Below are 13,487 nucleotides of genomic sequence, written 5' to 3' on the forward strand. Positions count from 1 at the left end.
CTACTGGATCGTGGGCGCGTAAACCTCGAACTCGTACAGCGAGAAGCCCCATTTCGTCGCCCGCGCTGTGCCCTGCATGCGGACGTAGCGGCCTGAGCCGAACAGGCCTGCCAGGTCGTCAATGCCGCCATCACCCGTGGTCGTGGCGTGGATCGTGGTCCAGGTAGTGGCATCGTTGGAGACCTGGACCTGGTAGCCCGTGCCGTATGCGTTCTCCCAGTGGAGCTTGACCCGGCCGATCCGCTGCGTTGATCCGAGGTCGACAGTGATCCACTCGTTGTTGGTGTAGCCGCTGGACCAGCGGGTCCAGTAGTCGCTGTCCACGGCGTTCATGCCGGGGAAGCTCGCTGTCTCGGTGCTGGAGACGGTCACCGGCTTGTCCGCGGCGAGGTTGCCTGGCTGGACGTTGGACGTCCAGGCCGGGTTGCGGCCGATCGTGTTGATCGCCGAGACGAAATTCGACCAAGGTGTCACCAGCTTCGGCGAGCCCCAGGTCTGCTGGGCCAGCATCCGCAGCCCTTGTTTGATGTCGGAGGCGATCCGCGCCTCGGTGGCCACGTCGGGGTTGTCGCACCACACATGGAGCTTCGAGCCGAGGTTCTTCGATTTCGACGCTTCCGTAATCGCCTGGCCGCCCTGGAACAGGTCGGGGTTCCAGGTGTCGTATCCCCACTGACTGGACGGGCCAGCCGGACCGCCGGCGTGCAGCACGTAGTAGGTCGGCGTCCAGCTTTCGTTGGAGATCAGATGGCCGTTGTCGATGTGCGTCTGCGGCGATTTGCCGTAGTTGTACCAGAACTCCAGGATGACGTTGGTGTCGACCGTGACCGCACTGCCGCCGCCGATGCCGTCGTTCCAGGCCCGGGTGGTCTTACCGGCCGCGCGAATGATGTCGTTGGCCCAGTTGATGAAGCCGAGGTAGGCGTCCTTGCCGATGGCGTTGGCGCCGTACGTCGCCTTGGCGTACTGCTCGAGCTGTGGGTAGGAGTTGTAGGCGACGTGGTACTCGTCGGCGCCGATATGGAAGTACGGGCCGGGGAACAGCGGCAGATACTCGTCGTACAGATCCTTGATCAGCGCGTAGGCCGCGGGCTTGCTGAGGTCGATGTACGAGCCCTGCACCGCGCCGGTGTTGCTGATCAGTTTCAGCTCGGGGTGGGCGGCCAGGATGGGCGTCATGTGGCCCGGCGCGTCGATCTCCGGCACGATCGTGACCTTGTACTTCGCGGCGAGCGCGATGAGGTCCCTGACCTCCTGTTTGGTCAGGTGCTCCGGCGAGACGATCTCCGGGTGCGACGTGCTCTCGATCCGGAAGCCTTTGTTGTCCGACAGATGCAGGTGGAAGTAGTTCATCTTGAGATAGGCCAGTTCCTTCACGTGGTCCCGCAGCCATTGCGGCGTGAAGTACTTGCGGCCGTTGTCCACCATCAGTCCGCGCTCGGGCTTGAGCGGCCAGTCCCGCGCGGCGCCCTGCGGGATCGAGTGCTCTGCTTGAGCAACTGCAGGACGGTACGGGTGCCGTAGAAGGCGCCGCGCTCGTCGCGGGCGGTGATGGTGATCTTGTCGGTGATCGAGAGTGCGTACCCCTCGGCGCCGAGTCCGCTGTCGGTCGAGCCGAGCGTCAAGAAGATGTCACCGGGCCGCAGGTCGGCCACGGTACCGGCGAACCGCGTGACCGGGCGACCGGTCAGCGCCAGCAAGTCGTCGGCGAAGACCTGGCTCGTCGACGCCAACGTCGGCGCGTACGTCCTGGACCAAACGATCCTGGTGGCGCCAGTGAACGTAAACGAGCCGGTGCCGCCGGACCACTCCTGCAGCGCCGGAATGGTCAGTGGCTTGGGATTCGACATGCTCTGTCCGGCCGCCGGGCTCGACGCCACCATGGTGGCAGCCAGCCCGACAACCACAGCGAGCACGCCGCGGGACAGTGACCGTAGAAGCTTCATCGTGTTTCCTCAACGTGAGCGGGCGAATGAGGCGATTAGTCGGAGCTACATCACTTGTTTGGCGGTCAACTCACGGGAGTTGCCGGACGCCGATCGCGTCGTAGACCGTCCATGAACCGCTGGTGGTGAGGGTGTTCGTGTTGTCGCCTGACTTGAGGGCGGGCACACCGTCGTCGGTCGTGATCACCAGCACCGCCCCGCACCGTCGTGCGCCGGCGAGCCCGGCAGGTGATCCTCACTTGTCTTCCCATAAGACGTCATAACAGCACATGTCTAACGAGAGGACAAGATCGGGGAGCAGCCTTACGTGCGACACTGCAGCAGCGAGGCCTGGACAGTGCCGGCCGTCGTCATCGTGCTGGCCTATCTGTTGACCGACGGTCGACGGTATCGGCAGCAGACAGGGCGCGACACTCGGTCCACTCCGACCGGCCACTGGTCGTTCAGGGTTGCGACCAGTGGACTTCTTGCCTACGGCATCGTCGGCCCGGTGGCAGCGGGTTGGATGATGGCGCAGCCGGATTGGTTCTGGGAGGCTCCGGATCAAACCGCCGTCATCGCTGTGAGTATCGCGATCGGTCTCGTACTGCCGGGTCTCTTGATCGTGGCAGTTGTACTGGCCACACCGGACATCCTTCCTCCACCGGAGCCCTGGGGGGCGCGTGTCGAGCCCGTCTCTGTGCCGCTAGGCCGGCCCGCGACGCGTGCTGCGCAGGCGATTGTGATCTTTCTGGTTTCAGTGCGGTTCGCGCCAGGTGGTCCAGGCGCCAGGAGACGCGCACCTCAGAGGGAGGACACCATCGTTGACACAGCATCAGAATTCCAGCGCTGGAGCGACGGTCGCATCGGTGATTTCGCCTGTCTTGTTCCACTCGCTCCGATGAACGCTGCTGTTGCTGTGGTCCAACTGAGCTGTGTCCTTTAGAGGAAAATGGATCTGCGGAGCGCCGCTTCGCAATGCCGAGCCGTGTGATCCGGATGCGGAATGCCTGCGGGTCCCGTGATGAGATCTTGTACGACGGTTCAGTGCCGCCCGCCGACCTTGGCCGACCGCGTTCGGGTAGATTGCCGCGCGTACCCGCCCGCGGCCGACAGCGGATCCGAGAGCCAGGCATCGAAGGTGACAACGCCTCGGTGGTACGGCCCGATGGGGAGCAGCCCACCGTTACGCATCACTTTCCCCGCACGCCCCGGAACAGTCACCGGGACCGCCGGATGGTGGTCGCCGCGGGCGCGCCGCAGCTTTCTCACCATGGCGTACAGCGTGAGGACCTCCGGTCCGGCCATCTCTGCCATCGACGATCCGTCGGACCAATCCGGCCCGGTGTCGGCGATGTCCACCAGCAGGTCCGCGACCTCAGCGGCGGCTACCGGCCGGCACAGCATTGACGGGATGGCGGACACCGGTCCGAACCGCATCCTGTCCAGCATCTGACCGGCGAACTCGTGGAACTGTGTCGCCCGCAACACGGTGTGAGGTATGGCAGATGAACGGACCAGCTCTTCCTGGACATGCTTGCCCTCGTAGTATCCGTACCGGACTCTGTCGACTCCCACGATGGAAAGCGCCACGTGGTGCCGGACACCTGCAAACTGCTCGGCGGTCAAGATGTTCTGAGTAGCGTGGCTGAAGAACTCGACCGACTCTCCGCGGCGGGCCGTGACCACGCTGCTGACGTCGATCACCGCGTCAGCCTCTTTGAGCGCCTCGGTCAGGCCGCGCACGTTCAGCAGGTCGACACCGTTCGCCCGGGAGATCGGCACGACGCCGAGACCTCGCGTTTCGAGCGCACGTACTACGAACACTCCGACGGCGCCCGTTGCACCGGCCACGGCGATCACGCGTCTGCTGCCGCAGTCGACAGTAGGAGAGGACCGAGAGGATGTCTTGTCCGGCACACCTTGCAGAATGCGCGACGAGCATCGCTGGCCGCATCCGTGAGGTCGCCAGTCCCGAACGCCAAGGTTCTTCTCCTGAGTTGGCTCCGGGGACGGGCGATCGGGCCTTGGAGGGTCAGCTGACGTAGACGTCCTTGGAGATCGTCGCGGTGCCGCCGACTCGGACCAGCGGGCCTCGGGGACCGGGTCGGGTGGTGGCGATGATGGTGGAGGGTTCGCCGAGCGAGTGACCCATGTCGACGCTGAGTGCGCGGAAGCCCCGATCGACAAGGTGGGCAGCCAGGCAGGCCGTGCTGTTGGCATTGGCGATGTCCTCGGGAACACCGATCGAGGGAGCGAACATGCGGGCGGTGGCGCGCCCGTGCTCAGACGGCTCGCTGTAGACGTAGCAACCCAGCAATCCCAGCCCGTCGCAGGCGTCCCGAAGCCGGATCATGTCGGGCGAGAGATTCATGAGGGCCACGTGGTCCGAGACCTCCACCAGCATCCGGGGTCGGCCGACCGAGGCGATACGACACCGAGCCAGCCCCGCCTCCGGATCGACCCCCAAGGCGGCGAGGACCGGTCGGCCCCCCCGCTGGGGCGCGCAACTCCACGGGTCCGGGATCGAAGACAGCCTCGTACCGGTCACCACCGCCCGTGGCCCAACCGGCGAAGGTCCGGCCCCCGGACCGCAGAACAGCCTCGTACTCCGGCACCCCGGCAAGCTCGGCGAGTACCGCGAGTGCAGCCACCGTGCCGTGTCCGCAGGCGGGCAGTTCTCCCGCGGCGGTGAAGAAGCGCAGTGACACGGCCGGGCTGCCGGGCGCGGATCCGTCGGTCGAGACGAACACGACATGCGATGTGCCTGCTGCGACCGGCACCGCACGGCGCTCGGCATCACTCAGGACCGCCTCGTCGACGACCGCAGTCGGGCTTCCGCCCTGCCCAGCACGCTGGCAGGCGTTGACGATTCGGACTCGGAGGCTCACCCAACCTCCAACGCACGCAACTGGTTCCGTGACGTGATGCCGGCCTTGGTGAAGATCTTGCGCAAGCGGTAGTCGAGCTGCGGGAACAAGGAACAAGTTCGCCGCCAGTCCTTGGATGACGCGCCGGTCGAGACCATTCTGGCGATCTGGAGCTCCCGTGGCGGCAGGTATCGTCCATGAGCCGTGCCGCCGCGACGAACCGTTTCTCCACTCGCCCTCAGCTCCGCCCGCGTCTGGTCGGCCCACGGCCGCGCCTTGAAGCTCTCGAACGTCGCCAACGCCGATCGCAGGTGCGGGCGGGCTTCGGCGCGGCGTCGTTCGCGCCTCATGAACTCCCCGTACAGCAACTCTGTCCGGGCTCGCATGACGGCATCCGCCTCGGCGATCAGCGGCGCGACCATGGGTTCTCCGATGGACAACAGTTCCGGCGCTTGGGTCAAGGGTACCGACGGCGCCAACCTCGCAGGCATGCGCCATCGCCCGCACGCCATAAGATCGCTCGCCGGCGAAGCCTCCGAGCTACGCGCAGGCGGTGCCTGCCCAGACGAGCAGGGATGCGTCATCCTGCTCCTCCACCGCTTCGCTGTCACGCTGCGACTGCTTCCTTTGAGGTTGAGGTGAGTTCCGCGGTACTGCGAGTGCTGCGGGCGCGAAGGCCGCCGATCAGGCACAGGGCTGCCCCGAGCGCGACCCAGGCGGCCAGCACGGTGACGGCTTGGGCGATGCCACGACCCTCGAAGAAGGCGGTGGAGCGCAGCAGCCGGCCGCCGGCGCCCGGAGGCATGAGCTGCCCGAGCGCGCCGGACCAGCCTGGCAGCATCTCGGGTGCGGTCGACGTACCCGACAGCGGATTGCCGACGAGCATCATCACGACAGCACCGACGCCGATTCCGGCGAGGCCGAGCAGCGATTCCAGCCCGAGAATGGTCAGAGACGTGGCCGCGATGGTGAATGCGACGGCGCCGGCGTTGGCCAGATAGTCCCCGCTCAGCGACCCGAACCAGAATTGCAGGATCGCTGCCACCGCGAGACCACCGCAGACCGCGTAGCCGAGCGCTCCGGTGACGCGACGGCCGCTTCCGCGAACGAGCCTGGTCAGCAGTACTGCGCCCAGCAGACCGCCCATCACCAACGGCATCGCGCCTGCTGACAGGCCGGCGCCGCGAGGGTCGTCTGCCGGCAGCGCGGCGATGTCACGCACACCGGACGACGCCGCGGGCTTCCCCGCCTGAGACAGGCCGGCCGCCATGCTCTGCAGGCTCTGGGCCACGGCCGTGCTGCCGGCGGAGGAAACGATCACTTGCGGAGTGCCGGCGCTCAGGTCGATGGCGCCGTACACCTCCCGATCGCGAATGAGTTGCTCTGCGGCCGCGGTATCGGCGACCTCGGTGACGTCGAAACCACCTGGCACACGCAGATCCAGCGCGGCCCGAACCTGTCCGGCAGCACTGGCCGGTCCGGCGATCGCGATCGGCACATCGTGCAGCGAGGACCGGACCGACGGCCAGGCGAACGCGATCAGCAACATGCTGGTGATCGCCGTGAGAAGGACTACTGTGCCGGCCACCTTCGGCCATGGTGACGGACGCGAAGTGCTGGCGAGCGGTGTCCGCGGGGTCATGTCTGCTCCTCGAACTGTGTGGTCCTGAACGGTGCTCACCGCAGTGTGAGCGGGATTTCGGAGTCGATGTAGGTCAGCTTCTGCGGGTTGCGGACGTAGTAGAGGCCGGTGATCCGGGTGTCGTCGACATGCATCGCGAGTACGCCGTCGAGTTCCGCGTCGACGTACAGGGCCAGCGCGGGCCCGCCGTTGACCGCGGTCACCTCGACCGTGAGCGCGACGTCTCGTTTGGTGAGGCCACCGACCATGAACCGGGCCACCTTGTCGGCCCCCATAATCGGGCGTGGCGTCGCCTGCTTGACGCCTCCGCCGTCGCTGATCGCCACGACGTCGGGCGCCAGCACGTCGAGCAGGCCTTGCAGGTCCCGTGTCTCCAGCGCCCGCCGGAACGCCGCGACCGCCGCCTCGGCCTGTCGGGGCGTGACCGTGCGCCGCGGGCGGCGGGCCTCGACGTGACGGCGGGCACGGTGGGCGATCTGGTATACGGCCCTCGGCGACTTGTCCACCGCAACCGCGATCTCGTCGTACCCGAACCCGAAAGCCTCCCGCAGCACGAAGACGGCCCGCTCCGTCGGAGTCAGCGTCTCGAGCACGAGCATCAGTCCCATCGACACGCTCTCGGCGAGCTCGATGTCGGCGGCAACGTCCGGAGCCGTGAGGAGGGGCTCCGGCAGCCAGGCGCCGAAGTACGCCTCGCGGCGACGCTGCACCGACCGCAGCCGGTTCAGCGCCTGACGCGTGGTGATCCGGACCAGGTACGCACGGGGGTGGACGACCTGAGCCGCGTCGACGTTCACCCAGCGCAGCCAGGTCTCCTGCAGGACATCGTCGGCATCGGCAGCCGAACCGAGCATCTCGTACGCGACCGTGAACAGCAGGTTGCCATGGGCAATGAAGGTCGCGGTCGCCTCGACGACGGCGGTGTCGCCGCCGTCGCGATCCGCAGAACCCTGGCGCAGCCGGCCGTCGGGTTCACCTGTGGTGTCGTCCATGGTTTCTGCTCCCGTGTCGTCCTGTGCCGTTGTCCGGTTCGGTGCGGCGGACCGCGCGTCCGTGCCCTACGCAACCGGTGCCGGCGCGTCGTCACCGCGAGCCGCGAGCAGAGCCGGCCGGTGCTTGCCGTCCTTCGGCCAGTGGTGCGAGCCGGGCTTGTGCGCTTCGGTCACCAGGTGCTTGACACTCGACTCGCAGGACAGTTCCTTCAGCGTCTTTCCCGCGAGCCCAGTGAAGTAGAGCGGAACTGCTGTGTCGTCCTTGCGGGCGAGCTGGAAGATCCCCGTACGCCGGCCGAAGCTGACGCACATGGCCGGGAAGGACAGATCGATCGGCTTCGGCTGTTCACCCGCGATCCTGTCCAGCACGGTGTCGGCAGCATGGGCGCCGAGGCATCCTGCCGCGTAGGCGCTCATCCGGAAGGGCAGATCCGACGGCGCCGACGAGTCGCCCGCGGCGACAATCCGGTCACTGTCGACACTGGCCAACGTCTCGTCGGTCAGCAGCCGCCCGGCGGCATCGACGCTCAGTTTGCTGCGCTCGGCCAGATCGGGAACGTCGAAGCCCACGGTCCAGATCGTGACCCGGCTCGGCACCGTGCGGCCGTCGGTGAGTTGCACGGTGTCCCGCGTCACCGCGGTGACCGTCGTACCCGAGCCCTCGATGAGGCGGACCCCGAGCCTGGCGAGGTATCTACTCGCGGTGCGTCGCGCTCGCGAGTGCAGATAGGGGCCGAGCACACCGCCGCAGACCAGCGTGACCGTACGTCTTTGTTCGGCCAACTCGGCCGCGGTTTCGATGCCGGTCGGGCCGCCACCGACGACCGTCACCTCAGCGGACTGGGGTACGTCGTGGAGCACCGAACGCAACCGCTGCGCCGCCTCCAGGGTCGCGACCGGGTAGGCGAACTCGGCAACGCCCGGTACCCGCAGACCGGCGCTCTCGCTGCCCACCGCGTACACCAGGTAGTCGTAGTCGATGCTGCCGCCCTGTGCCAGCGCCACACTGCGCCCGGTCGCATCGATCCAAGTCACGGTGTCGACAACGAGCCGGACATCGTCGGCCAGTACTTCCTTGTAGTCGACGACCGCGTCATGAGTCCCCGCAACCAGCTGGTGCAGACGCAGGCGCGGTACGAAGACCGGACGGGGATTGACGACCGTCACCGCCACGTCGTCTCGCTGCGTCAAACGATTGGCCGCCATCACACCGGCGTACCCTCCACCGACCACGACGACGGCGATCTTCTTCCCGACCATGACGTCTCCTTCGCTCCGGGCGTTCTCGAGCACAAGACGTCACAGCCTCGGAAATCCTGACAACGTGTGAAGCAGATCACCCGGCCGGCGCTGTGACTCAGGCCATAACCCGTTCCTGTCAGCAATCGGGGCGCTGTCTCGCTCAACCCCACGAGAGCAACCGAACCGACAGGAGCAACACACATGAAGCACCGAATCGTCGTCCTCGGCGCCGGCTACGCAGGAGCCTTCGTGGCCGGGACGTTGGCTCGCCGGCTGTCTCGGACAGACACCGAGATCACCGTCGTCAACGCTGTGCCGGACTTCGTCCAGCGGCTGCGGCTCCACCAACTCGCGGCCGGGCAGGCGATCGAGAATCCGCAGCTCACCGACGTCTTCGCCGGCACCGGCATCCAACTGCGGCCGGCCCGCGTCACCGCCGTCGACGCCGAGCGCCGGATCGTCACTGTCGCCGACGCCGACGGTGGCGGCGAACTCGAATACGACACGCTGGTCTACGCACTCGGCAGCCACGGCGACACCAGCGGCCTTCCCGGCGCCGCCGAGCACGCCTTCGACATCGCCAGCCGCCCCGCGGCACTGCGCCTGCGCGAGCGCCTGGAGAAGCTGGACCAGCGAACCGGAGGCGGGACCGTCCTGATCATCGGCGACGGGCTGACCGGCATCGAGAGCGCCACCGAGATCGCCGAGTCCCGGCCCGGGCTGTCGGTGACACTGATCGCCCGCGGCGAACTCGGCGCCAGACTCTCCGCCGGCGCGCGCAAGCACCTGCGCCGGGTCTGTGACCGGCTGGAAGTCGCCGTGCTCGAAAACACCAGCGTGGAAACCGTCGAAGCCGAACGAGTGCTCTGCACCGACGGAACCGTCCTGGCCTCCGACGCCACCGTGTGGACGGCTGGGTTCGCGGTCGATCCGATCGCGGCCGAGGCCGGGGTGGACGTCACCGACGACGGCCGGATCGTCGTCGACCGCACCATGCAATCGGTGTCCCATCCAGGCATCTACGCGATCGGCGACGCCGCCTACGCCATCGGCGACAACGGCCGACCGCTGCCGATGTCCTGCGCGTCGGCCGGTTACACCGGCACGCAGGCCGTCGAAGCGATCATCGCGCGGCTCACCGGCCGCGAAGTACGCCGGACCAAACTGCTGTACTACGGCAACCACATCAGCCTCGGACGGCGGGACGGAATCGTACAGATGGTCGACGACGAAGGAGCCGCGAAACCGAAGCACACCGGCGGCCGCACCGCCGCGTTGATCAAGACCGGCGTCGTCAAGACATCGCTGTGGGCCACCTCGCACCCGACCTTCGGCATGCCCAAGCGCAAGAACCGAGTCACCGCCGAGCCCCGCGCGCTGACCGCCGTACGCACGCCGGACACACCGGCTGAGATCGCCTGACCGCTTCTAGGGTCATCGACGTGGAAACGGCGCTTCGCGGGCGGCACACCCGCGGTGCACTACGCGGACGTCAACGGCGGCCCCGCCATCCTCTTCGTGGTCGGCGACACGGTCGTCGGAGCCGTCACGTTCGACCTCACCAACGGAAAGATCGCGACCGTACGCGGCATCGCGGCACCGGCCCGCCTCACCCGCCTCACCAACTCCTGGCGCCGACACGAGCCAGACACCCCACTCATCACCGAGTGGTGACGGCCACACGCTGTCCGAGGCAGGGATACATCGGGCTGGCCGGACCGTGTTCGGGCTTGGCGCAGGCGCACGGGTACTGGGTCGCGTGGCCGTCGGCCTGCCACCTCGCCCATAGCCGGTCGATGTGGCAGTGGTGCAAGTAGAAGATCGGGTCGAACGGCGAGATCATCGGATTGCCCATGTCACCGCCGATGTAGCCGTGCATGCCGTTGTGGAGCTGGTTACCGGACGGGACCGGGGTACGGAACTCGTCGCTCCGGGATTCGAGCATGACCTGGAGGTTGCGGTAGCCTGTCTGCCTGAGCACCGTCCTAAGGTCCGCGACCGACGGCAGGCCGCCGAACCCTCCAACGTTGCGCTTGTGTCTACCGGCGCCGGTTCCAAAGTCGGTATGCAGGTTCCAGCGCGATCTGCGACCCGGCCGTTCGGACCGAGGAACGTGTCGACGAGCAACGGAGCGGGGTCGGTCCGCTTTTCCGACCGGTCTGACAGGCGCAGCTCCGACGGCGCGTCAGGCTGTCGGGGCTGCTCCGGTCCAGACTCGGGCCGGCGGACCGGTCACGCCTACGTCGGCAGCGAACAGGTGGCCGCTTCCCCGTGATGGGTCAACCAGGCCGAGCGAGGCCGTGGTGATCACCAGTGTGCTGCCCTGGAAGCAGACTGCGGTGGGTCGCGGGACGGGTAGCTCGACAGTGGCGAGCAGCTCGCCGGTCGGTGCGTAGCGACGTACCTCACTCGCGTCCCAGACAGCCACCCAGACGCAGCCCTCGTCGTCCAGGACCAGCCCGTCCGGGTTGCCGCCGCCGACGTCGACGATCGTCGTGCGCGACGCGGGGCGGCCCGCGACCAGGTCGATGGCCTCGAGCCGGCGAAAGGGCAGCGTGTCGATGAAGTACAACGTCCGGCCGTCGGGAGCGAAGTCGATGCCGTTCGCAACAGTCAGGCCGGACAGCATCCGACTCACCGAGCCGTCCGGATCGAGACGAAACAGCGCCGCCCGCGGGGCTCGCGGGAGCGCCTGCGAACCGGCCCAGAAGCTGCCGTCCGGATGGCAGGCGCCGTCGTTCATCTGATCCTGCCCTCTGGTCAGACCGGTCATCAGCGACGTGACCGTACCGTCCTCGGCCAGGTGCGCGAACCCTTCCCGCACGGCCAGTGCCCAGCCACCACCCGGCTCGGCCAGCGGTACGGCGACACCGACGCGCCGGCCGATGTCGTAGTCGCGGAGTACGGTCAGCACTCCCCCGACGAGCCGGCCGCGGTGAACGCGGCCGGCCAGGATGTCGACCCAGATGAGCTCGCCGGTCCGCGGATCGAGCCGGGGTGATTCGCCTTGGATGTAGGCGGTCGAGGAGATCCGGTCAGCTCTTGACCGCACCGGCGATCCCTTCGACGAAGGTGCGTTGCAGGAACAGGAAGACCACCACGATCGGGATGACGCTGATGCAGGCCGCCGCGGCCAGGCCGGTCCAGTCGGTCGTGTCCTGGCCGTAGAACCCGTACATCCCGACGCCGAGCGTCCGCAGATCCGGGTTGCCGAGCGTGAACACGAGCGGGATGAAGAACGCGTTCCAGGCGCCGATGAAGTTCATCAACGCGACGGTGCCGATGACGGGCTTGGCCAGCGGCAGCATCACCCGCCAGTACGTGCGCAGGTACCCGGCTCCATCCATCCGGGCGGCCTCCTCGAGTTCCTTCGGGATGCCACCGAAGAAGCCCATGAACAGCAGCACCGGTACGACGAGCGCAGGTCCGGCCTGGGCCAGCGCCGCACCGAGTAGCCCGTTGCCGAGGCCGAGACCGTTCACCAGCACGAACGTCGGGATGATCGTGTAGCCGTGCGGGATGAACATCGTCGCGACGAGCACCGCGACCAGCACCTTCTTCCCGGGCAGCCCAGGCCGCGACAACGCGTACCCGGCCGCCGAGGCGACGAGCAGCACCAGGACGACGACCGCGATCGAGAACGTGACGGTGTTGGCCGTGTAGGTGCTGAACTTCGCCGTCGTCCAGGCTCGCCGGAAGTTGTCCAGCGTGGCGTCGTCCGGGAGGAGCGAGAGGCCGCCGAGCAGCATCTCCTTCGGCGTCTTGAACGCGGCCGAGATCATCCACACGAACGGATACACCCACACCAGGCACAGCGGTACGAGCAGCAGGTGCCACACGTTGCGGCGCAGGAAGCGGGTCATGAGCCCACCCGCCGTCGCAGGAAAGGTGCCTGCAGCAACGTCACGACCAGCGTCAGCAGACCGAACACCACACCCGCCGCCGACGCGAACCCATACCGGGGCGCCTGCAACGACGGGTCGAACGCGTACCGGTAGATGTACGTCGGTACGACGTCCGTCGCATAGTCCGGCCCGCCTTCGGTGACAGCCCGGACCAGGTCGAACGTGTTCAGGCTGCGCTGGAACACGAGCAGCAGGATCACGATCGCGATCGGCGTGACGACCGGCAGCGTGACGAACCGCAGCGACCGCCAGAACCCGGCGCCGTCGATCGCGGCCGCCTCCTGCAGGTCCTTCGGGACGGTCTGCAGGGCGGCGAGCCAGTAGATCAAGGTGATCCCGAATCCTTTCCACACGTCGATCGACAGCAGGGTCGGCAGCGCGATCGACGTACTGCCGAGGAAGTTGACCGGCACGTCGACCAGGCCGGCGTCGAGCAGGATCCGGTTGACCAGACCACCAGCCGGGTCCAGCAGGATCGCGATCACGATGCCGATCACGGCAGTCGTTGCCACCACCGGCAGGAACAGCACCAGCCGGTACAGGTTCCGGAACCGCAGCCAGGTGTTGTTGAGCAGAACCGCCAGGACCAGCGCGAGCGGCAGCTCGACGAAGATCGCGGCCAGCGAGAACACGAACGAATGCCAGAACGCCCGCCAGAAGGCGTCTGACGCGAGTACCTCGCGGAAGTTGTCCAGCCCGACCCAGTTCGTCGGAGAGCCCACGCCGTCCCAGTCGAAGAACGCGTACCACCAGCTCGCGATCATCGGCCAGATCGTGAAACCCCCGAACAGCAGCACCAGCGGAATCAGGAACACATAGCTCCACAGGTGCTTGCGCAGCCGCCCCGGCCCGCGGCCCGGGCGTTCCCGGGCCGGGGCCTTCTGGACGGCGCGCACCATCGTCGTCGTCAT

General features: G+C 67.3%; 15 protein-coding genes and 1 pseudogene. 2 read left to right on the forward strand and 14 right to left on the reverse strand.

All coding sequences use genetic code 11. The features are described 5' to 3' along the window. The 10 genes and pseudogenes from AB0H36_RS37870 to AB0H36_RS37915 form a co-directional block, all read right to left on the reverse strand. Positions 1–1,428, reverse strand: coding sequence for a family 20 glycosylhydrolase (locus AB0H36_RS37870; protein WP_360535017.1), 1,428 nt, complete (start codon positions 1,426–1,428; stop codon positions 1–3). Then, positions 1,428–1,946 (reverse strand): glycoside hydrolase family 20 zincin-like fold domain-containing protein, encoded by a 519-nt coding sequence (locus AB0H36_RS37875; RefSeq protein ID WP_360535019.1) that lies wholly within the window; start codon positions 1,944–1,946, stop codon positions 1,428–1,430. Before AB0H36_RS37875 ends, AB0H36_RS37870 begins: the two co-directional genes overlap by 1 nt. A 70-nt stretch (positions 1,947–2,016) precedes the next feature. Next, positions 2,017–2,139, reverse strand: a complete 123-nt coding sequence (locus tag AB0H36_RS37880) for a hypothetical protein (RefSeq protein ID WP_360535021.1) — start codon at positions 2,137–2,139, stop codon at positions 2,017–2,019. Between the two features lie 830 nt (positions 2,140–2,969). Continuing rightward, a complete protein-coding gene (locus AB0H36_RS37885) occupies positions 2,970–3,710 on the reverse strand; it encodes an NAD(P)H-binding protein (protein ID WP_360535023.1) in 741 nt (246 codons plus the stop codon). Between the two features lie 250 nt (positions 3,711–3,960). Further along, complete coding sequence (locus AB0H36_RS37890) at positions 3,961–4,479, reverse strand: PhzF family phenazine biosynthesis protein (RefSeq protein ID WP_360535025.1); 519 nt, start codon at positions 4,477–4,479, stop codon at positions 3,961–3,963. A 70-nt stretch (positions 4,480–4,549) separates the two neighbouring features. After that, a pseudogene (locus AB0H36_RS37895) lies at positions 4,550–4,816 on the reverse strand (PhzF family phenazine biosynthesis protein); the annotation flags it as partial. Beyond that, positions 4,813–5,217 carry a hypothetical protein gene (locus AB0H36_RS37900; protein ID WP_360535027.1) on the reverse strand — a complete coding sequence of 135 codons (405 nt, stop codon included), beginning with the start codon at positions 5,215–5,217 and terminating at the stop codon, positions 4,813–4,815. The pseudogene AB0H36_RS37895 and the gene AB0H36_RS37900, both read right to left, overlap by 4 nt. A 185-nt stretch (positions 5,218–5,402) precedes the next feature. Continuing rightward, a complete protein-coding gene (locus tag AB0H36_RS37905) occupies positions 5,403–6,437 on the reverse strand; it encodes a hypothetical protein (protein WP_360535029.1) in 1,035 nt (344 codons plus the stop codon). Positions 6,438–6,472: 35 nt separating this feature from the next. Further along, complete coding sequence (locus tag AB0H36_RS37910) at positions 6,473–7,429, reverse strand: RNA polymerase sigma-70 factor (protein WP_360535031.1); 957 nt, start codon at positions 7,427–7,429, stop codon at positions 6,473–6,475. A 66-nt stretch (positions 7,430–7,495) separates the two neighbouring features. Then, positions 7,496–8,689 (reverse strand): FAD-dependent oxidoreductase, encoded by a 1,194-nt coding sequence (locus AB0H36_RS37915; RefSeq protein ID WP_360535033.1) that lies wholly within the window; start codon positions 8,687–8,689, stop codon positions 7,496–7,498. 183 nt (positions 8,690–8,872) lie between these two features. Between AB0H36_RS37915 and AB0H36_RS37920 the strand changes: the two genes are divergently transcribed. After that, entirely contained in the window at positions 8,873–10,093 is a 1,221-nt protein-coding gene (locus AB0H36_RS37920) for an FAD-dependent oxidoreductase (protein WP_360535035.1), read from the forward strand. Between the two features lie 54 nt (positions 10,094–10,147). Beyond that, a complete protein-coding gene (locus AB0H36_RS37925) occupies positions 10,148–10,345 on the forward strand; it encodes a hypothetical protein (RefSeq protein ID WP_360535037.1) in 198 nt (65 codons plus the stop codon). Here AB0H36_RS37925 and AB0H36_RS37930 read toward each other — a convergent pair. The 4 genes from AB0H36_RS37930 to AB0H36_RS37945 form a co-directional block, all read right to left on the reverse strand. Beyond that, positions 10,332–10,652 (reverse strand): tyrosinase family protein, encoded by a 321-nt coding sequence (locus AB0H36_RS37930; RefSeq protein WP_360535039.1) that lies wholly within the window; start codon positions 10,650–10,652, stop codon positions 10,332–10,334. The two genes, AB0H36_RS37925 and AB0H36_RS37930, sit on opposite strands and share 14 nt — an antisense overlap. Positions 10,653–10,856: 204 nt before the next feature. Beyond that, positions 10,857–11,723 (reverse strand): SMP-30/gluconolactonase/LRE family protein, encoded by an 867-nt coding sequence (locus AB0H36_RS37935; RefSeq protein WP_360535041.1) that lies wholly within the window; start codon positions 11,721–11,723, stop codon positions 10,857–10,859. Further along, the gene (locus AB0H36_RS37940; protein WP_360535043.1) at positions 11,707–12,534 is read right to left on the reverse strand and encodes a carbohydrate ABC transporter permease; all 828 of its coding nucleotides are present in this window, start codon (positions 12,532–12,534) and stop codon (positions 11,707–11,709) included. Before AB0H36_RS37940 ends, AB0H36_RS37935 begins: the two co-directional genes overlap by 17 nt. Further along, a complete protein-coding gene (locus AB0H36_RS37945) occupies positions 12,531–13,487 on the reverse strand; it encodes a sugar ABC transporter permease (protein WP_360535045.1) in 957 nt (318 codons plus the stop codon). Before AB0H36_RS37945 ends, AB0H36_RS37940 begins: the two co-directional genes overlap by 4 nt.

This window comes from Kribbella sp. NPDC050820, from assembly GCF_040653975.1.
GTDB lineage: Bacteria > Actinomycetota > Actinomycetes > Propionibacteriales > Kribbellaceae > Kribbella.

Excerpts from the sequence above, each read along its gene's own strand:
- AB0H36_RS37870 (WP_360535017.1), bottom strand. The coding sequence starts at position 1,428 with ATGGTGGACAACGGCCGCAAGTACTTCACGCCGCAATGGCTGCGGGAC.
- AB0H36_RS37875 (WP_360535019.1), bottom strand. The coding sequence starts at position 1,946 with ATGAAGCTTCTACGGTCACTGTCCCGCGGCGTGCTCGCTGTGGTTGTC.
- AB0H36_RS37900 (WP_360535027.1), bottom strand. The coding sequence starts at position 5,217 with ATGGTCGCGCCGCTGATCGCCGAGGCGGATGCCGTCATGCGAGCCCGG.
- AB0H36_RS37905 (WP_360535029.1), bottom strand. The coding sequence starts at position 6,437 with ATGACCCCGCGGACACCGCTCGCCAGCACTTCGCGTCCGTCACCATGG.
- AB0H36_RS37910 (WP_360535031.1), bottom strand. The coding sequence starts at position 7,429 with ATGGACGACACCACAGGTGAACCCGACGGCCGGCTGCGCCAGGGTTCT.
- AB0H36_RS37915 (WP_360535033.1), bottom strand. The coding sequence starts at position 8,689 with ATGGTCGGGAAGAAGATCGCCGTCGTCGTGGTCGGTGGAGGGTACGCC.
- AB0H36_RS37920 (WP_360535035.1), top strand. The coding sequence starts at position 8,873 with ATGAAGCACCGAATCGTCGTCCTCGGCGCCGGCTACGCAGGAGCCTTC.
- AB0H36_RS37940 (WP_360535043.1), bottom strand. The coding sequence starts at position 12,534 with ATGACCCGCTTCCTGCGCCGCAACGTGTGGCACCTGCTGCTCGTACCG.
- AB0H36_RS37945 (WP_360535045.1), bottom strand. The coding sequence starts at position 13,487 with ATGACGACGACGATGGTGCGCGCCGTCCAGAAGGCCCCGGCCCGGGAA.